Origin of the sequence: Aureivirga sp. CE67 (assembly GCF_015767245.1) — a bacterium.
Taxonomy (GTDB): domain Bacteria; phylum Bacteroidota; class Bacteroidia; order Flavobacteriales; family Flavobacteriaceae; genus Aureivirga.
In genome coordinates, this window is the sequence record NZ_JADOTV010000009.1 from 11,363 (window position 1) to 33,545 (window position 22,183).

7 protein-coding genes are annotated in these 22,183 nt (G+C 29.9%); 6 read left to right on the forward strand and 1 reads right to left on the reverse strand.

The features are described from left to right. The first annotated feature begins 45 nt into the window (after positions 1–45). The 6 genes from I0K12_RS11780 to I0K12_RS11805 all read left to right on the forward strand — a co-directional run bounded on the left by I0K12_RS11780 (position 46) and on the right by I0K12_RS11805 (position 19,972). Positions 46–15,483, forward strand: a complete 15,438-nt coding sequence (locus tag I0K12_RS11780; RefSeq protein WP_196888305.1) for a T9SS type B sorting domain-containing protein — start codon at positions 46–48, stop codon at positions 15,481–15,483. Positions 15,484–16,264: 781 nt separating this feature from the next. Beyond that, complete coding sequence (locus tag I0K12_RS11785) at positions 16,265–16,723, forward strand: hypothetical protein (protein WP_196888307.1); 459 nt, start codon at positions 16,265–16,267, stop codon at positions 16,721–16,723. A 37-nt stretch (positions 16,724–16,760) separates the two neighbouring features. Next, positions 16,761–17,501 (forward strand): hypothetical protein, encoded by a 741-nt coding sequence (locus I0K12_RS11790; RefSeq protein ID WP_196888309.1) that lies wholly within the window; start codon positions 16,761–16,763, stop codon positions 17,499–17,501. Positions 17,502–17,506: 5 nt separating this feature from the next. Next, the gene (locus I0K12_RS11795; protein ID WP_196888311.1) at positions 17,507–18,262 is read left to right on the forward strand and encodes a hypothetical protein; all 756 of its coding nucleotides are present in this window, start codon (positions 17,507–17,509) and stop codon (positions 18,260–18,262) included. 5 nt (positions 18,263–18,267) lie between these two features. After that, positions 18,268–19,101 (forward strand): hypothetical protein, encoded by an 834-nt coding sequence (locus tag I0K12_RS11800; RefSeq protein ID WP_196888313.1) that lies wholly within the window; start codon positions 18,268–18,270, stop codon positions 19,099–19,101. Positions 19,102–19,117: 16 nt separating this feature from the next. Further along, positions 19,118–19,972 (forward strand): ADP-ribosylglycohydrolase family protein, encoded by an 855-nt coding sequence (locus I0K12_RS11805; RefSeq protein ID WP_196888315.1) that lies wholly within the window; start codon positions 19,118–19,120, stop codon positions 19,970–19,972. A 231-nt stretch (positions 19,973–20,203) separates the two neighbouring features. Here the strand turns inward: I0K12_RS11805 and I0K12_RS11810 are convergent, their stop codons facing one another. Beyond that, entirely contained in the window at positions 20,204–21,598 is a 1,395-nt protein-coding gene (locus tag I0K12_RS11810) for a T9SS type A sorting domain-containing protein (protein ID WP_196888317.1), read from the reverse strand. Between the last annotated feature and the right edge of the window lie 585 nt (positions 21,599–22,183).

Below are 22,183 nucleotides of genomic sequence, written 5' to 3' on the forward strand. Positions count from 1 at the left end.
TCATTTCTTTGCTTTGTAACTTTATGTTATAAAACCCCAAAGAATATGATGAAGAAACCCCACATGTTTGTCGTATTATTGTTTTTGTGTATCCAAGTTTTTGCGCAAAAGCAATCTGCAAATTGGTATTTTGGATCTGGCGCCGGCTTAGATTTTTCAAGTGGAATACCAATACCACTTTCCAATAGTTCCTTAAGTACATCAGAAGGATGTTCTGCAATTTCCGATGAAAACGGAGATCTAATTTTTTACACAGATGGTATAAGAGTTTGGGACAAAACAGGAAACGAGATGGCCAATGGAGGTATAGCTCTAAAAGGGCATATCTCTAGTACACAATCTTCTATTGTTGTACCAAAACCCGAAGATCCGAATATTTACTATATATTCACTGTGGATCAACCTCATACAGATCCAACTACAGATGATCCTGATGGCTCAGGCTCGTTAAGCTTTAAGACTCAAAATAATGGTCTGAATTACACAGTTATTGATTTACAAATAAATGGAGGTCTAGGAGGAATAGATAATACTCAAAAGAATATCCATTTAACCACATATGACACAGGTGATTCTGATCAAGTATTTTATAAATGCTCTGAAAAAATTACAGCAATTCGTCATAATGATTGTGAGTCATTTTGGGTAGTTACGCATTTTGTAGATACTTTCTATGCTTTTCGAGTTACATCTTCAGGAGTTACATCCGCAGCCGTTACATCGGTTACAACACCATCTATAGATGTAGATGGTTATTATAAGAACGCAGTAGGCTATATGAAAATTTCTCCAGATGGTAGTAGGCTTGCTATTGCTCATTTTGGTGATGCTTCTACGCTTAATGCAGATGCAAATGGTTCTGTTTATCTCTATGATTTTGATAATGCAACTGGCACAGTGTCTAATCCGACTTTAATATCTAATGCAGATTCACCTTATGGAATTGAGTTTTCACCAGATAGTACTAAATTATATACTTCTGTAGGTAAAAATTCAGATGGAAAAGGAGGTTCTATTTTATACCAATATGATTTAGAGAATAGTAATACAGAAACAGAGTTATATCAAGATAATGTCAATAGGTTTGGTGGAGCTTTACAATTAGCTTTAGATCAAAAAATATATTATTCGATACGTAGAAGAGAAAATATAAGTGTTATTAATAATCCAAATGTTGCAGGATTAAGCAGTGGATTTTCTTTTGATGCTGTAGTTGTAGATCCTGATAATGATTCCAAACAAACAGAATTAGGGCTTCCACCATTTATTCAATCACTTTTTGGGGAAGATTTTATCGATATTATTCATCCAGCTGACAATATTTTGTCAGGAGAGATAAAAATAAATCAAGGTAGTAGCTATACTTTATATACAGATGCTGTTGCAGGTTATACCTATGAGTGGACAAAAGATGGTTCTCCTCTTGCTGAAAGTGATGAAGATTTAGTTGTAACTGAAGAAGGAGTATATCAATTAACTGTAACAAAAAATAATGGAGACTGTCCAAGTATTGGAACGGCTAGTGTTGAAGTTATTCCTTCAAATATTGCGACACAAGCTCCAACAGATTTGTTTTTATGTGATGATGGAGATGGAATTGTAAAGTTCTTTTTAAGTAATGAAAAAGACGCAGAAATATTGAACGGATTAACGCCGTCGGATTATAAAATTACTTATCATAAAACACAAGCGGATGCAGATATTGGAGGAAATGTGATAGCAGATCCTTATGATAATTCTGTAGCATATACAAATGAAACTATTTATGTTCGTGTAGAAGATGCTACGGATTCTTCTAATTTTGTTACCCATTCTTTCGAAATTGGAGTTATTGCGATTACTATAAACACAGGAGGGGTTCCTGGTCTTGCAAAATGTGATGATACTTCGGTTGGTACTGTAACAGATGATCTTGTTCTTTTTGATTTAACCGAAAATGAAACTTATATTTTAAATGGTTTAGATCCAAATGATTTTACTTTTGAATATTATACGGATAATACTTATTTTAATTTAATACCAGATCCGACACAGCATACTAACATCACTACTTCAGAAACTGTTTTTGTAAAAGTTATTAGCAATGTAAATAATTCTTGTTCAGAAAATAGTTCGTTTACAATTACTATTAATTCAACATTGACAACACCTGTTGAATTATCAGCTTGTGATGAAAACGGAGATGGAGAAGAAAAATTTAATTTAGAAGATGCAGTTGGTTTATTTGTTCCAGATCCAAATGCTGTTACTGTTAGATATTATGAATCTATGGCAGATTTAAATAGTGGAACAAATCATGTAGATCCAGCAGATTATGCAGCAAATGATGGTGATAATGTTTGGATTTTAGCTAGTGGAACTAACTGTCATGCAATTGGTACTTTGACTTTAAATATAAATTCATTACCAATAGGGGAAAATGTGACAGAATATAAACTTTGTGATGATGATGCTGACCCTAGTGATGGAATTTTAGCAACAATTGATTTTAGTAGTAAAGTTACGGAGGTTTTAGGAAGTTTAGATCCAAATGATTATGAAGTTACTTTCCATAGTTCTGCAGCGGATGCTCAAGATGATACAGGAGCTTTAAGTGATCCTTTTACAAATACTTCTACAAATGAAGTAATCCATATACGATTAGAAAATAAAAATACAGGTTGTGCTGATACAACAAAAAACTTTGATTTAACGATACATGAAAATACTTATACTTTAGATTTTTCAGATTACGAACTTTGTGATGATAATTATGATGGAATTGTAGAATTTGATTTAGAGAATTTTAAAGCAGATGAAATTGCTGGAGGAGATTCTTCAAATTTAAATATTACTTATTATCTAACACAAACAGATGCTGAAAACCAAACCAATCAGATTACGCAAAGTCCATTTGAAAATACAGTGGTTAATGAACAGACAATTTATGTTCGAGTGGAAGATAATTTGACGAATTGTGAGTTAGAAATTAATTCTTTTAAAGTAATTGTAAATCCATTACCACCATTTGGAACAATTCCTCCAGAGCTTATTCTTTGTGATAATGATGATGATGGAGATGATTCAAATGGTATTGTACAAACTTTTGATATTCATGCTTTAACTCCTGATGTTTTAGATGGATTAGATCCGAATGACTATACCGTTACTTATCACAATTCTTCTTATGAAGCAAGGAATAATTTGAATCCAATTCCTGCAGGACCGTTTGCAAATGATTCCCCATATTTTGATTCGGTTTATATTCGATTGGAAAATAATGATACAGGTTGTGCGGTTCGTCAATTGTTAGATTTAATTGTAAAACCTAATCCAGATTTTGATTTAGATGCAGAAGCTTTCTTATGTCCAGACGGAGATTTGACTTTAGCTCCAGATAATGTAAATGATCCAGATGCTACTTTTCAATGGTTTGACAAAGATGATATTTTAATTGCAAGTACTGAAACAGTAGTTGTTACTACTTTAGGAACTTATACTTTAAAAGTAAAAAATGATGCAAACTGTGTTACAACAAAAACTATCGAAGTAAAAAGTCATCCTGCAGTAGCCATAACGACAATTCCAAATATTGAAGTTTGTGATGATGATAATGATGGTTTTGCACTTTTTGATTTAGTAGCTCATTTTACAACTATTGAAGGAAATTATGCACTAGGTGAATATACAATTAAAGCTTATGAATCTATAACAGATGCACAAAGTGATTCTAATGAGATTACTGCTTCAAATTATCAGAATTCTAGTGCGAATTCAATGACGATTTTTACGAAAATTATAAATAATACAACAGGTTGTGAGAATCATGATGTTACATTTAATTTAATTGTAAATCCAATTCCTGTAATTCCTGCTGTAGTAGATTTAGAACTTTGTGATGACGATAAAGACGGATTAGTTTCAGGTTTCTTTATTCAAGATTTTGATAATCAAATTCTTTTTGGTTTAACAAATCATGATGTTACATATCATACTTCGCAAGCAGATGCTGATTCGGATTCAAATCCAATTATAAATAAAACAAACTTTACAAATACTGTTGCAAATACACAGACAATTTATATTCGTTTAGAAAATAACGATTCAGGATGTTATAGTACTTCTACTTTTGATTTAATTGTAAATCCACTTCCTACTTTTGATTTAGATACTTCAGAAACACTTTGTCCAGGCGAAACATTGATTCTTTCACCATCAGATTTATCGGATCCGAGTGCAACTTTTGAGTGGTCAGATAATTCAAATACTTTAGGAACAGATAAAGATTTAGCAGTTACCACAGCTGGAGATTATACTTTTACCATGACAGATACAAATGGATGTGTTACTTCAGAAACTGTAACAGTAACAATGCATCCGGATGTGGCAATTACAGCAATTCCAGATATTGAATTGTGTGATGATGATACAGATGGATTTTTAACTTTTGATATTCAAACGCATATTGATAATGTTGAAGGAAATTATCCTCCAGGAGATTATACGGTAAAAGCTTATCCTACACAGTCGGATATGCAAAGTGATACAAATGAGATTACGAATAATAATGCTTATCAAAATACATCTGTAAATTCTCAAATAATTTATACCCATATAACTAATAATAATACTGGTTGTACGAAAGATGATGTGACTTTTCAGATCATTGTAAATCCTTACCCAACAGTGCTAACAGTTGCAGATATAGAACTTTGTGATGATGATACTGATGGATTGGTTTCTGGGTTTAATTTACAAGATTATGATGTTGTTATTCTTGCAGGATTATCGAATCATGATGTAACATATCATACAAGTTTAGCAGATGCACAAACAGATGCAAATGCAATTACAAATGTTTCAAACTTTACCAACACAGTAGCAAATACTCAGACAATTTATATTCGTTTAGAAAATGATCCAACAGGTTGTTATAATACAGGTTCTTTTGATTTAATTGTAAATCCATTGCCAACTTTTGATATAGATTCACCTCAAAGTTTCTGTCCGGGAGAAAGTATTATTTTATCACCAACAAATATTTCTGATCCGAGTGCAACTTTCGAATGGTTTGATTCTGGTTCCAATTCAATTAGTACGAATAAAGATTTGACCGTTACTATAGCAGGAGATTATACTATTACGATTACAGATACAAATGGTTGTCAGGCTTCTGAAACTGTAACGGTAAATTCACATCCAGTAATTACTGTTACACAAATTCCAGATATTGAAGTCTGTGATGATAATAATGATGGTTTTGAGATTTTTGATCTGATTTCTCATTTAAATGGAGTAGGAGGTTCTAATTATACTATCAAAGCTTATGAATCTTTAGCAGATGCACAAGGTGATACAAATGAAATCACAAGTGCGACTTACCAAAATACAGTTGCAAATACACAAACGATTTATACAAGTATTACAGATAATAATACGGGTTGTTCGAATACAGATTTAACTTTTGATTTAATTATAAATGCTTCGCCAACTGTAATTCCATTACCAACTTTAGAGCTTTGTGATGATGATACAGATGGTTTTGTTTCTGGTTTTGATTTAACTCCTCAAATTGCTTTAGTGATTCTTCCAGGTCATAGTGTTTCTTTTCACTATTCTGAAAATGGTGCTTTAAATAATACGGATGGAGTTCCTGGCCCATTAAATAATTTTACCAACACAGTTGCAAATCAGCAAACACTTTATATTCGATTGGTAAATATCAATGAAGGCTGTATGTCGGTGTTAAATTTTGATGTTGTTGTAAATCCATTACCAACTTTTGATTTGGATTCGCCACAAAATATATGTCCAAATGGAAGCTTACTTTTAGAACCAACAAATCTTTCCGATCCAAGTGCAACTTTTGTATGGGCTGATAATTCAAATACTTTAGGAACAGATAAAGATTTATTAGTTACTGCAGCAGGAGATTATACTTTTACGATGACAGATTCAAATGGATGTTCTACATCACAAACTGTTACTGTAACGGAATTTCCTCCAATTGCGATTACTACGATTCCTAATATAGAAGTCTGTGATGATGATACGGATGGTTTCGCAGTTTTTGATATTGAAGCACATATGGATGCTGTTGAAGGAAATTATCCTCCTGGAGAATATACTGTAAAAGCATATCCAACACAGTCAGATTTGCAAAATGATACGAATGAAATCACGAATAATAGTGCTTATACAAATGCTACGGCAAATCAACAAACGATTTATACAAACATAACAAATAATACAACTGGCTGTGAAACAGAAGATGTTACTTTTGAAATTATTGTAAATCCGCTTCCAACAGTTGTTACTTTACCAAATTTAGAACTTTGTGATGATGATTATGACGGATTTGTTTCTGGGTTTAATTTACAAAGTCAAGATGCAACAATTCTTGGAAGTTTAACAGATCATGATGTGACTTATCATACAACCTTAAGTGATGCACAAAGTGATTTAAATCCAATTACAAATGTTACGAATTTCACTAATACTGTTGCAAATACTCAAACTATTTATGTCCGATTAGAAAATGATCCGACAGGTTGTTCGAATACTGGCTCTTTTGATTTAGTTGTAAATCCTTTACCAAATTTCGATTTAGATACACCACAAACACTTTGTTTTGGAGAAAGTTTAGACTTAATTCCAACAAATATTGTAGGAACAAATCTTACATACGAATGGTTTGACTCGAATTCAAATTCTATTTCAACAAATCAAAACTTAACAGTTACTACACCAGGAGATTATACGCTGACAATTTCTAATTTAAATTGTTCGGTTTCTCAGACTGTAACAGTAATAGAATCACAACCAATTCCAGTTACAATTCCAGATTTGGAAGTCTGTGATGATGATACAGATGGTTTTGCAAGTTTTGATTTAACCAATCATATTGATAATGTTTTAGGGAATTTTAACCCTGGAGAATATACAATCAAATTATATACTAACCAAAACGATGCGCAAAATGAGACGAACGAAATCACTAACAATCCGTTTACGAACCAAACAGCAAATTCGCAAACGATTTTTACTAGTATTACTAATAACGATACCAACTGTACTATTAGTTCTGTTACTTTCGATATTATAGTAAATCCACTCCCGGTAATTATTTCTGTTCCAGATCTTGAACTTTGTGATGATGATTATGATGGAATTGTTTCCACTTTTGATATTCATTCTCTATCAAGTACAATTTTAGGAAGTCTTGTAGATCATGATGTAACTTTCCACTTAACGCAGGCAGATGCACAAAATGATGTGAATCCGATTCCTGCTGGAAACTTTACAAATACTTCAAATCCACAGACAATTTATATTCGTTTAGAAAACGATCCGACAGGTTGTTCGAATGTTGGTTCGTTTAATTTGGTTGTAAATCCAAAACCAGATTTTGATGTGATTTCGCCACAACAAATTTGTCCAAATTCAACAGTAACACTTTCTGTAGATAATGTAACTTCTGCGAATCCTATTTACGAATGGTTTGATTCAAATAATAATTCTATAGGGAATTCTGCAACTGTAACTGTTTCGCAAGAGGGAGTTTATACCGTTGTGATTAGAAATGCTTTTGATTGTCAGACGGAAAAAACAATTACTGTAATTGAATCAAATCAAATTGCACTTCAAATAATTCCAGATCTTCATGCTTGTTATGATAAAAGTGATGATATGACAGATTTTGATTTACAATCTCATATTGCTACTGTTCTGACTAATTTTAATGTAAATGAGTTTACCGTTAAACTTTATGAAACACAAAATGATGCAGATAATGATACAAATGAAATAGATACTAATAATTTATACACAGTGACAGGTCAGAACCCTGTGACGATTTATACAAATATTACCAATAATAATACAGGTTGTATTGTAACAGATGTGAATTTTGAATTAATTGTAGATCCATTACCAAATATTCCACCATTAGATCCAATAATACTTTGTGATGATGATAATGATGGATTTATGGCGTTTGATATTCATGCACAAACAGCGATTATTTATCAAACTTTAGATGATAATTTCCATACAGTTTCTTATCATGAAACTCTTGCGGATGCTGAAAGTAATACCAATACACTTACAGGGAATTATACAAATACTTCCAATCCACAGACAATTTATGTTCGTGTTGAAAATACGGATACAAATTGTTTTGATACAGCAACTTTTGATTTAATAATAAATGATAGTCCATTATTTACAATTCCAAGTCCGCAAAATATTTGTCCAGGAGAATCTTTATTAATTGGACCAAATTCTGTTTTCGGAGCAGGAACTACTTTTGAATGGACAGATGGTACAAATACAGTTATTGGAAATTCGCAAATGTTAACTGTAACTGCTGCCGGAGATTATACATTGACTGTAACAAATGGTGATTCTTGTGTTGCTTCTCAGACAGTAACAATTATTATGTTAGATGCCGTTGCAATTACAACTTTACCAAATTTAGAAGCCTGTGATGATGATGCAGATGGTTTTGTAGCTTTTGATTTAACAAGTCATGTAAATGATGTTTTATCAAATTATAATAATGGAGAATATACAATTACACTTTATGAAACTGATGGAGATGCGCAGAATAATACAAATCCAATTACAGTAAATCCTTATACGAATACAACTGCAAATCAGCAGACAATTTATACAAATATTACCAATAATAATACAGGATGTTTTGTAACAGATGTAACATTTGATATTATTGTAAATCCATTGCCAATTCTTCCGAATTTAGATCCAATTGCACTTTGTGATGATGATAATGATGGATTTATGGAATTTGATATTCATTTGCAAACAGCCATTATTTTCCAAACTTTAGATGATAATTTTCATACAGTTTCTTATCACGAAAGCTTAGCAGATGCGCAGAATAATGTAAATGCAATTCCTGTTGGAAATTATACAAATACTTCTAGTCCACAAATAATTTATGTTCGTGTAGAAAACACAGATACAAATTGTTTTGATACAACAACTTTTGAAATAAATGTAAATGATAGTCCATTATTTACTTTAACTAGTCCACAAAATATTTGTCCAGGAACGACATTGAATTTAAATCCTGATGGAATTTTTGTTGGTAATACTACTTTTGAATGGACAGATGGAAATAATAATGTTTTAGCAAATACAGAAACACTTGATGTAACAGATGCTGGAGATTATACGTTGACAGTAACAAATGAAGATGGCTGTGTGTATTCGCAAACTGCAACTGTTATTATGTTAGATGAAGTGGCTATTACAACAATTCCAACTTTAGAAGTCTGTGATGATGATACAGATGGTTTTGCAGCTTTTGATTTGGTAAGTCATATTGATGGAGTTTTACAAAATTATAATCCAGGAGAATATACAATTGATTTATACCAAACTTCAGCAGATGCAGAAAATGATACAAATCCAATTACAACAAATCCGTTTACAAACACTACTGTAAATCAACAAACGATTTATACAAAAATTACCAATAATAATACAAATTGTTTTGTAACGAATGTTCGATTTGATATTGTTGTAAATCCTTTACCAGTACCAGTTTCATTGCCAGATTTAATAACCTGTGATAATGATAATGATGGAAATAATGCAAATGGAATTGTACAAGATTTTGATGTACATCAGAATACGAATTTCATTTATGCGAATTTAGATCCAAATGATTATGAAGTTTCTTACCACGAAACTTTAGCAAATGCAGAAAATGGAGCAAATCCGATTCCACCAGGAAATTATACGAATTTAACCAATCCGCAAACGATTTTTATTCGTATCGAAAATAAAAATACTTCTTGTATTGATGTTTCAGAAACATTTGAATTAATTGTAGATCCAGCGTTAACTTTTGATTTGGATGCTCTACAACAATTCTGTTCGAATGAGTCTATCACACTTTCGCCAACGAATTTAAGTGATATAAATGTAACTTTCGAATGGTTTGATTCTAATAATAACTCTTTAGCAACAACACAAGATTATACAACAACAATTCCAGGAGATTATACTTTAGTAGTTTCTAGACCAAATTGTGAAGTTTCGCAAACTGTTACAATTGAACATCATCCGGAAATTCAGATAACATCGCTTCCAGATTTATTACAATGTGATGATGATTATGACGGTTTTACAGACTTTGATTTAAAAACACATATTGTAGATTATTTAGATTCAAATTTCCCTGGAGGACAATACACGATAAATTTATTTACAAGTCAAAACGATGCGGATACTAATACGAATCCGATTGATACAAATAATTTATTTACAAACACGACAATAACCAACCAATTAATCTTCACTAATATCTTGGATAACAACACTGGATGTTCCATTACCGATATTTCGTTCAGTGTAGTTGTTCAGGAGCTACCTTCGATTCCAACGATTACGAATCTAGAGCTTTGTGATGATGATAATGATGGATTTATGAGTACGTTTGATATTCATTCAGTAACTGGAAATGATTTGGCAAGTTTTACGAATCATACGATTTCATACCATGAAACAGAAAATGATGCGCAAAATAATACAAATGCTATTCCTACTGGAAATTATACAAATACTGTAGCAGAAAATCAAACGATTTGGGTAAGAGTAGAAGATGATTCTAGTAATTGTTTTGCTTATAGTTCTTTTGAGTTATTTGTTCATAAATATGTAGAATTTGATCTTGTAGATGAAGAAACACTTTGTCCTTTCTCTTTTACAACATTGAAAGTAGAAAATGTAAGTGAACCAACAGTAACTTATGAATGGACAGATGAAAACGGAACTGTAATTGGAAATACAGATACTATAACTGTAAATCAAGAAGGAACTTTTAGTGTAACAGTTTCTAATGCGAATTGTTCAAATACGAAAGAGATTAAAGTTCGAAGATTGGCAGATTTAGAAATAACTTCCATTCCAGATTTATTAGTCTGTGATGATGATTATGACGGTTTTGCAGCATTTGATTTAGATACACATATTCAAAATGTATTATCGAATTATACTCCAAATCAATATTCGATTACATTATTTACAAGTCAAAATGATGCAGACAATGATACAAATCCGATTGATGTAAGTAGTTTATATACAAATACAACAGTAACAACGCAAACACTTTATACAAAAGTTTTAGATAATACAACTGGATGTTATAATACAGATGTTTCGTTTAATATTGTAGTACAAGAAATTCCAACTTTACCAACAATTGCAAACTTAGAACTTTGTGATGATGATAATGATGGATTCATGAGCACATTTGATATTCATTCTGTTTCTACAAATGATTTAGCAAGTTTTACAAATCATACAATTTCTTACCATGAGACAGAAAATGATGCGCAAAATAATGCTAATCCAATTCCTGTTGGAAATTATACAAATACTGTAGCAGAAAATCAAACGATTTGGGTTAGAGTAGAAGATAATGCGAATAATTGTCCGGCTTATACTTCTTTTGAATTAATTATTCATAAAGTTGTGGAGTTTGATATTGTCGGAGATGATAAATTATGTCAAGATTCTTTTGTAACTCTAAAAGCTGAAAATGTAAGTGAAACAAATGTGACTTACGAATGGTTAGACGAAACAGGAAATCCAATTGGAAATTCAGATACAGTTGATGTAACACAAATAGGAATTTATACTTTAAATATTTCTAATCAAAACTGTACAACAACTAAAACTTTTGAAGTTACAGCACATCCGTTGATTCAAATTACATCTTTACCAGATATGAATGAATGTGATGATGATTTTGATGGAATTACAGAATTTGATTTAAAAGCGCATATCAATGGATTCTTAAATGCGAATTATCCAAACGGAGAATATTCGATTGATTTATATGTGAGTCAAAATGATGCAGATAATCAAACAAATCCGATTGATACAAATAATTTATTTACAAATGGAACTGTAGATTCTCAAGTTATTTATACAAACATTACAGATACAAGTACAGGATGTTCTATTTCGAGTGTAAACTTTAATATTATTGTAGAGCAATTACCAGTTATTCCTACTTTATCGAATATCGAACAGTGTGATGATGATTTTGATGGAATTATAAGTTTCTTTAATGTGCATTCTAAAACGATTTCGGAATTAGCAAGTTTTACAAATCATACAATTTCTTATCATGAAACAGAAAATGATGCGCAAAATAATGCAAATCCAATTCCTGTAGGAGATTATACGAATACGACAATTGATTCTCAAACTATTTGGGTTAGAGTAGAAGATAATGCAAATGGATGTATGAGTTATAGCTCATTTGATTTAATTGTAAACAAAATTGTAGATTTTGATATTGTTGGAGATGATAAACTTTGTCAAGATTCTTTTGTAACGCTTTCAGCTGATAATGTTAGTGAAACAGGAGTAGCTTATACTTGGAGGTTTGAAACAGGAGCTACTTTAGGTTTTGGGGAATCAATTGATGTCACTCAAGCAGGTACATATACTTTAGCTGTAGAATATCAAAATTGTATAAACAGTAAAACTTTTGAAGTAACCAATCATCCATTGATTCAAATTACTTCTTTACCGGATATGTTTGAGTGTGATGATGATTATGATGGAATTACAGAATTTGATTTAAAAACACATATCAACGGATTCTTAAATGCAAATTATCCTAACGGAGAATATTCGATTGATTTATATGTGAGTCAAAATGATGCAGATAATCAAACGAATCCGATTGATGTAGATAATTTATTTACAAATACCATAGTAACTAACCAAACCATTTATACCAATATCTTGGATAACAGCACTGGATGTTCGACAACTGGGGTTGCATTCAGTGTAGTTGTTCAAGGAATTCCTTCATTACCAACTATTACAAATCTAGAACTTTGTGATGATGATAATGACGGATTCATGAGTACGTTTGATGTTCATTCTGTAACAACAAATGATTTAGCAAGTTTTACAAATCATTTTATTACTTACCATGAAACAGAAAATGATGCGCAAAATAATGCAAATGCAATTCCTGCTGGAGATTATACAAATACAGTAGCGGATAATCAAATAGTTTGGGTAAGAGTAGCGGATAAGGATAGTAACTGTTTTGCTTATACTTCTTTTAGTTTAATAGTAAACAATTATGTAGAATTTGATATTGTTGGAGATGATAAATTATGTCAAGATTCTTTTGTGACGCTTTCTGCGGATAATGTTAGTGAAACAAGCGTTACTTATGAGTGGAAAGATGAAAGTGGAAATCCAATTGGAAACACAGATTCTATTGATGTAACACAAATAGGAGAATATACATTGATTGTTTCGAATCAAAATTGTTCTAATTCTAAAGTGTTTACAGTAACAGCGCATCCTGAGATTCAAATTACTTCACTTCCAGACATGACAGAATGTGATGATGATTATGATGGAGTTACAGAATTTGATATGGATAGTCATATGCAAAATGTGTTGACAAATTATCCTGCAAATATGTATACAATTGAACTTTATACAAGTCAAAGTGATGCAGATAATGATACAAACTCTATGGATTTAAATAATATGTATTCGAATACATCTCCGAATTCACAAACTATTTATACAAGAGTTACCGATAATTTCACTGGATGTTATGTTACAAATATGTCATTCAATTTAAATGTAGATGCAATTCCGGTAATGCCAACTATGAGCTCGATGGAACTTTGTGATGATGATAATGATGGATTTATGAGTTCGTTTAATATTCATTCTAAAACAAATACAGAATTATCGAGTATGACAAACCATACAATTTCATATCATAAATCTGAAAATGATGCTCGAAATAATTTAGATCCAATTCCTACAGGAAATTATACTAATATTATCCCTGATACACAGACGATTTGGGTAAGAGTTGCAGATAATGACAATGGTTGTCCAGCTTATGGAACATTTGATATTATTGTAAATAATTATGTTGAGTTTGAAATGGAAGACGAATATACTTTATGTTTAAATTCGACTTTAACACTAGAACCAACAAATGTTTCAGATCTAAATGCAACATATGCTTGGTATAATGAAAGTGGAACTGTAGTAAGTACATTAAGTACTTTAGAAATTACACATCAAGGATTATTTACATTAGTTGTTTCAAATGCCAATTGTGAAAATAAGAAAACGTTCCAAGTAAATTTAGCAGATCCAATCCCGTTAACAGCTATTCCAGATATGGAAATCTGCGATGACGATAATGATGGATTTGCAGACTTTACGATTGCAAATCACGTTGGAACTTTATTACAAGAAAATAATATTACAAACCATATCGCTAATATTTATTCATCTTATCAAGATGCTTTAGATGATACAAATAGGATAACGGATACAGTTTATACAAATACAAGTCCAGATTCACAGACCTTATTTGTTGTGATCGTAGATCCAGAGACAAACTGTCCATCACCTGTAATTTCTTTTGATTTAAATGTTTATGAAACTGCAAAAGTTCCAGATTTTGATGATTTAGAAATGTGTGATGATGCTGCTGATGGAATTCAAACTTTTGATTTAAATGATCAAAATACAACCATTGCAAATGGTATAAATCTTACAACACATAATGTTACATTCCACATTTCACAAGAAGATGCTGAGAGTGGTCAAAATGCAATTTCTATTGGAACTTATCAAAATGTAACTCCAAATGAACAAGAAATATTTGTTCGTGTGGAAAGTGTTGCAACAGGCTGTGCGAATACAGAAAAATCATTTATGTTAATTGTAAATCCGCTTCCAGATTTTGAAGTAGAAACACCACAATATATTTGTGAAGGATTTGATCATTTATTAGATATTGATATTTCGAATTCAGGTAGTTTTACATACGAGTGGATGGATGAAGATGGAAATTCTTTAGGGCAAACAAAATCGATTTATATTCAAAATGCTGGAATGTATGCTGTAACGGTGATGAGTGATAAAGGTTGTGAAAGCTCAAAAATTATTGAAGTACATTCAATTGATGTTCCACAAATGACCAAAGCAGATATTACGATTGAAGGAACTACTGTAACGGTGAATGTTCAAAATCAATCGGATACCGGATTTGAGTATTCTTTAGATGATATAGATGGAGATTATCAGACAGAACCATATTTTGAAAATGTAAATGCTGGTGATCATATAGTTTATGTAAGAAATCAAAAAGGTTGTACGACGATTTCAATTCCATTCTCAATTATGGGATTCCCACAATATTTTACACCAAATAATGATGGAACACATGATTATTGGCAAGTAACAGGATTTGAGGAAAATGATTTCAAATTTAATAAAGTGACAATTTATGATAGATTTGGAAAAGTTTTATCGCAGTTTAATATAAAGAGTAAAGGTTGGGATGGAACATATCAAGGATTTGATTTACCATCTTCGGATTATTGGTATACAATTAATCTAGTTACCCAAGAAGGAGAGGAAATAAATTATAAGGGGCACTTTAGTTTAATACGACGATAATTATTTCTTTAAAACAAAAAAAAGGAACGTTTAAATACGTTCCTTTTTTTACCCCTCAAATAATAACTTTACTATTGTTATCTTGTTTTACATTGCAATAATAAGTAGTTTTTTTATTCTGAAAAAACATTTAAATCAATATACCTGAATAAGTAACAGAAAATAACTGTGAGAGCTGTTTTGAATAACCTTTTTCCGTGATTTATTTCTAATTAAAAGCAATTGTATATTATTATAACAATGAGTTTATATGTTTTATTATAATTAACATAAAAAATAAAGAAATAAAAATTTGATTTTAAAAAGAGAAGAAGTTGAGGTTTTAGATAAAACAAAAAAAAGGAACGTTTAAATGCGTTCCTTTTTTTACCCCTCAAATAATAACTTTACTATTGTTATCTTGTTTTACATTACAATGATAAGTAGTTTTTTTATTCTGAAAAAATATTTAAACCAATATACCTGAATAAGTAATAGAAAATAACTACAATAACGGATTGAAGTAACTATTTACCGTGATTTATTTTAATAATTAAGAGAGAAATTAGAAAATGATAAATATTATCACGTTTGATTTTGTATAAAGATATGCAGATTCTGAAGTTCCCCTCTTGAGAGGGGCTAGGGGTGTGTTAAAAAAATCATCTATTTTTGCTTTTTTAAAAATTAGAAAAAGAAAATCATGTTAAGTACAATTACATTTATCCTTGTTTTATTATTTATAATTTTTAGTGCCTTAATTTTTGTCAAAATCCTACGTAAAAGAAGAAAACTATCTTTGTTGCCGATATTTATTTTAGTGCTAATAGCTATTTTTATTTCTACAATTTTCAGTTCTGAAGCTTCCATTGAAATTGAACAAAAAATTAAAAATAAATCAGAAACGGAAGAAGAACTAGTAAAAGTAGGAGACATACACACCTTGGTTGGGAATTTGATATTTCATGATTATAAAGGAAAAATTAATTTTTCTGAATTAGATGAAAATGCAAACCGAAGAGATTCTATTTCAATACAAAAAGATTATATCCATGTTGCTAAAAGAATTACAAAAAATTCTTATACCGATTATATTGTTTACATGAACGATGAAGACTTGTTGAGATTTTCAAAATTTACTTTTGAAGATTTAAAAGAAAAAGAACAAGTAGTGGAACTGGTTTTAAAAGTTGAAAAATTATCTGAAAATGAATGGTTTTGTAAAAAAGTTTTAGATTTTGAATTAAAAGAAGAGAAATAACTATATTTCGAAATAATTGGAAAATGAAATAAAATCTATGAAAAAATATCTACTACTATTCCTAATTATTTTTACTTCTTGTAAAAATGAGCACAAAGAAATTCTGGAAGATTATGTTCAAGAAGATTTAAAATATATTCAAAGTAAAATTGATTATAAAATTCTTCACTTAAAAGAGAAGGAAAAAGAGCAGCCACGCGCATATTTTGAATCACATTTAAGATCTAATCTTTTTACGGAGCTAATTTCTCAGTATGAACCAAAAATTTTAAAATCTGAAAATAAAGATTCTATAAACGTATTTCTTTCGGAATTAGAAAGTAAAATAGATTCAAGTTTTAAAGAAAGTTACTATCCTCAAAAAATTAAAGAAATAAGTGAAAAATATGATTTGCTAAGAAAATTGAAAACTATTAATAGTAAGTATATTGAAAGTCGATTTGGAATAAAATGCTTTATTATTCATCAGAAATCATCCATTTCGTCTATGAGATTGACGGATTCTACTGTACTATTAAATATTACAAGTGGAAGGAAAGATTTAGAACGTCAACGAGAAAATGTATATGAATTTTACATATATGAAATATCTGATGTAAATAAGAAAAGAATAGAAGAATTAGATCAAGAAAAAAATATTTTGGATTCTTATATTATTGAAACAAAATCCGATATTTTAAATATAGATGCATTTTTAAAAATGAATGAAAATCCTGATTTTTCAACAGAAATCATTGATACCACAATTGTCGTTGGAACAAAAACATTTTTTAAATAAAAACTATGAAAAACTTTCTACTACTATTTCTAATAATTTTTACTTCGTGTAATAATGAATACAAACCTGCTTTAGATAATTATGTTCGAGAAGATCTAAATAACAAGCAATCAAATATTGATTTATATCTTGAAGCTTTAGAAGTGAAATCTAAGGAACAACCAGCTATTTACCTAGAAGATTATAAATTGGCTAATGTAATAAACAGTTTACTTTTTGAATATGAACAAAAAATACTTAATGCAAAAGATTTAGATGCTGTAAATATTTATTTGAATTCATTAAATGATAAACTTGCTTCCGAATTTAAAGAAAATCCTAAAGTAAAAAGTGAAAAATTACCTCTGAAAATAGAAAATACTCGCCAGAAATATGATTTGCTAAGACAAATGAAAATGATGAATTTTAAAATCGCTGGTTTAGAATTAAGTAATGATTTAAAGGAATTATCAAATACTTCTTATGTATTGCCAATTCGTTTAAATGATAGTCTTGTGATGTTGAATTTTTATAGCGAACTAGCTAAAAAAGATAGTGATTATGGTACTGAAAGTTTTGAAATGAAAAAACTTACAGATTTAAAAGATCAAAAAATAAAAATACTAAAAAGAGATTCTGATATTTATGAAACGTATTTTATAAAATCAAAATTAGATACATTTTATATCAATGCAGTTTTGAAATCTAATAGAAAAATCGAACGTGTTGTTTCTAAAATAGATACGACGATTGTTGTTGGAGAAAAAGTATTTTTAAAATAAAACTTATGAAAAAGTATTTACTATTATTTCTTGTAATTTTTACTTCCTGTAAAAAAGATTATAAATCTACATTAGAAACTTATGTTCGTGAAGATTTAAAGTATAAACAAGAAAAAATCGAATACCAACTAGAAAGAATTAAGCTTTATGCAAATGAAGAATATCATCAGTATTTTACAAAGGAAGTTTATGAAGAAGCTTTAGCCTTAAATAAATTGTTTTTAGATTTTGAACAGAAAATATTGGATTCGAAAAATTTAGAAACTACGAATTCACATTTAGAGTCTTTGAAAAAAGAACTTATAGAAAATTATAAAGAAAATAAATATTTAAAATTAGAAGAGTTTCCAAAAGAAATTAAGAATCATAAAGAGAAATTTGATTTACTACGAAAATTAAAATTGTTAAGTTATCAAACGGTTTATTTACATATTGGAAATCCTCTTAAGACTTCTACAGGTTCTGGAATTTTATTAGATGATTTGGCAATTCGTTTGAATGATAGTATAGTAATCGTTAATTTTTATAGCGATCATATCAAAAGAGGACATGGAGAGGATTTTGATGAAAATAGTTTAAAACTTTATCCAAATAATGAAAATGTTGAGATTTTGTATAAAGATAAAAATCCAATTTATTCTTATTTTATTAAATCAAAATCTGATACAATTGATGTGAAAATGGTTTTAAAATCAAATGATCACTCTGAATATATTTTTAAAAATGAGAATGAAAAAATAATAGTCAGAGATCCGAAAAAATTAAATGAAAATCTGAATTATAATCTTGAAACAATAAGAAATCAAGGTTTGAAAGATTTTCTGGGGAAGAAATATTAATGAAATAACAAAAAATATGCTATTAAAAGGAGCAATAGGAGATGCTTATGGAGCAGGTTTTGAATTTGCAGAAAGTTCAAAAATCCTAGAAAAAAATAAGGTAACAACATACGAAACACATCCACTTTTTCCAGAAATCTGCGGAAAATATACAGATGATACACAAATGTCAATCGCTTTAGCAGAATTGATTCTTTCTAACAAAGAATGGAATTCTCTAAATATTGCAGAAGCTTTTGTAAATACTTTCAAGAGAGATCCGAGAAGAGGATATGCAAAGCGATTTTATTCTTTTTTGTCTGAAATTAATTCTGGTCAAGAGTTTTTGGATAAAATCATTAATAAAAGTAATCGAAATGGAGCTGCAATGCGAGCTTATGTTCTTGGAGTTTTTCCATCTGAAAATGAAATTATTGAAAAATGTACAATTCAAGCTGAAGTAACTCATCAAACCGAAGAAGCGATTTTGGCTGCAAATGCTGTAGCGCTTATAAGTCACTATTTTCTTTATCAAAAAGGAAATCGAAAAGATTTGCTGGAATATTTAAATGATATTCAAAAATACAATTGGAAAGGAATGTGGAATCAGGAAGTCGGAATGAATGGAATTGAAACTTTTGAAGCGACTTTAGCTATTGTGTTAAATGATTCTTCTCTGAAAAATAAACTTCAAAAAAGTGTCACTTTTGGTGGAGATGTAGATACGGTTGCTTCGCTTTCTCTAGCACTTTCTAGTCTAGACAATTCTATCGAAAATGATTTACCACATTTTTTATATGATAATTTAGAAAATGGAGATTTTGGAAGAGATTATATAAACGAATTGGATTTAAAATTGAATGATTTTTTTGAACAAAATAGAATTAAATAATAGATATTATAACAATTCGTATAGTATAAAAATATACAGATTATCAAATTCCCCTCTCGAGAGGGGCTAGGGGTGTGTTTTTAAATTCACTCATAAGGTTTTATCATAATAAAGTGATCTAAACCAATAAAATATTTTAGTTTTTATCAATTTTAAAGAATAAGGAAAAACTACAAAAAAAGCTTCTAACCAAAAATTAGAAGCTTTTTTACAAATACACTAAAATAATTATTACTCTATGAAAATTTTCGTTTGATAAATAATGTTTTCATTATAAGCTTTGATTAAATAAATTCCTTTATCCAGATTAGAAAAATCATAGTACGAATTTTTAGAAACCGATTTTGTTTGAATCAATCTTCCGGAAAGATCTAAAAGTTCTAGCTTATCAAAAGAAATAGAACCATCAATTTTAAATTTTCCATTATTTGGATTAGGATAAATAGAGATTGATTGTAAATCATTTTCAAAAATTCCGATATTACAATTATCTAATATTTCTTGTTTAGTATCACATCCTGGAGCGTTATTATTAATAGTAACAGAACCAATATCATCTTTTAAAACTTCACAAAAAGCATCACACATAGCTAATAAAGGATTATTATTAACTTCCATAAAAGCACCGATTTCAGATAGATTATTAAATCCAGTGACATCTTCTAAACCATCGTTATAATAAATAATCAGATAACCATTAATAGATGGAATAGCATCAAAACCAGAAATATCTACCATTAAAGGATTTACAGCAATTTGAATTCCTCCTTGTACAAAGTTTAGTGTTTCAAAACCAGCAATATCAACTAAATTATTGTTCTGAAAAATCGCAATATTTTCGCCAACATTTCCAAGATTGTTAAACCCTAAAAGATCAGTCAAACCTTCGTTATCTGAAATTTCTAAAGATTCTCCAATTTCTTCCAAACTATCAAAACCTGTCAAATTATTCAGTAAAGGATTGTTTTTGATGTCAATATCTTCTGTGACAGAAATCAGATTTGAAAAACCAATAATACTTTCCAAAGACTCATTGTTGATAATTCTAATTTCTCCATCATAGTTTACTAGATTATTGAAATTTGGAATTTCTGTTAGATTACTATTTGATATAAATTGAATAAATCTACCTACGTTTTCTAAACTATTAAAACCGTCAGTTGTTGTAAGATTACTATTTTGCGTGATGTTGAAATAACCACCAATTTCGGTCAAAATATTGTTTTGAGGAAGTGCTGATAAAGCTTCATTTCCTGTAATATTTAAATCTCCGCCAATTTCTGTCAGATTATCAAATTGCTCCATAGTCTGAAGATTTTCATTGTTTTCAATTCTCAAATCTCCACCAACAGAAGTCAGAGCTTCCAATCCACTCAAATCAGAAGTTAAACCTGAAGTAGCAATTCTTAATGTTCCACCAATTTTAGTGATGTTTGCAAGTGGAGTCAAATCCGTAATTCCGCTTCCTAATAATTGGATGTTTCCTGAAATTTCGTCACAATCTTGTGGGAAATTATCCAATAAATCCTGATTGGTATAACTATAATTTGCATCTGGACAAACCTGTGCAAAAGATAGATTCAAGCTAAAAATAATAGTAAAAAATAGAAAAGTAATTTTTTGCATAATTAACTCTTTTTAAGTTTGATACATAAAAATAAAGCTTTGATAAAGGAGAAAATTCAAAAAAATGTTAATTAACTTTTAAAAATTGTAATAAATCAAAACAAATTATCGTTTATTTTAGCTTTTTTAAAATTAGGCGTGAGAATTATTTTGAGGATACATTTTTAAAACTGCATAAACATTTTCACGATTCATTTTGTATTAAGATTATCAAATTTCCCTCTTGAGAGCAGGGCTGTCAGGTTCTCCTAATTTTTTAATTAAAAACCTGGCGCACTTTTGTAAAGTGTGCCCATTGTTTCTAGCATTTGTGTGGTCACGAGTTACAAACTCGCGTCAGCAATCATCAAAATCGATAAATAAAATTAGAACTTTACAGCCCTGCCCTCTTGAGAGGAGTTAAGGATGTGTTTTAAAATAATTAAAATTCACTCTTCTGATTTTAACCAAATGTTATTAACTCTAATTTGATAAATTTGCAATTCATAAATTTAAACAGGCTCTAGATATTAGGAGCTTCCTCCACAGAATCCTTCGACTTCGTTGCACTTCGCTCAGGATCTGCAGAGTCGGGCTTTCCGCTAT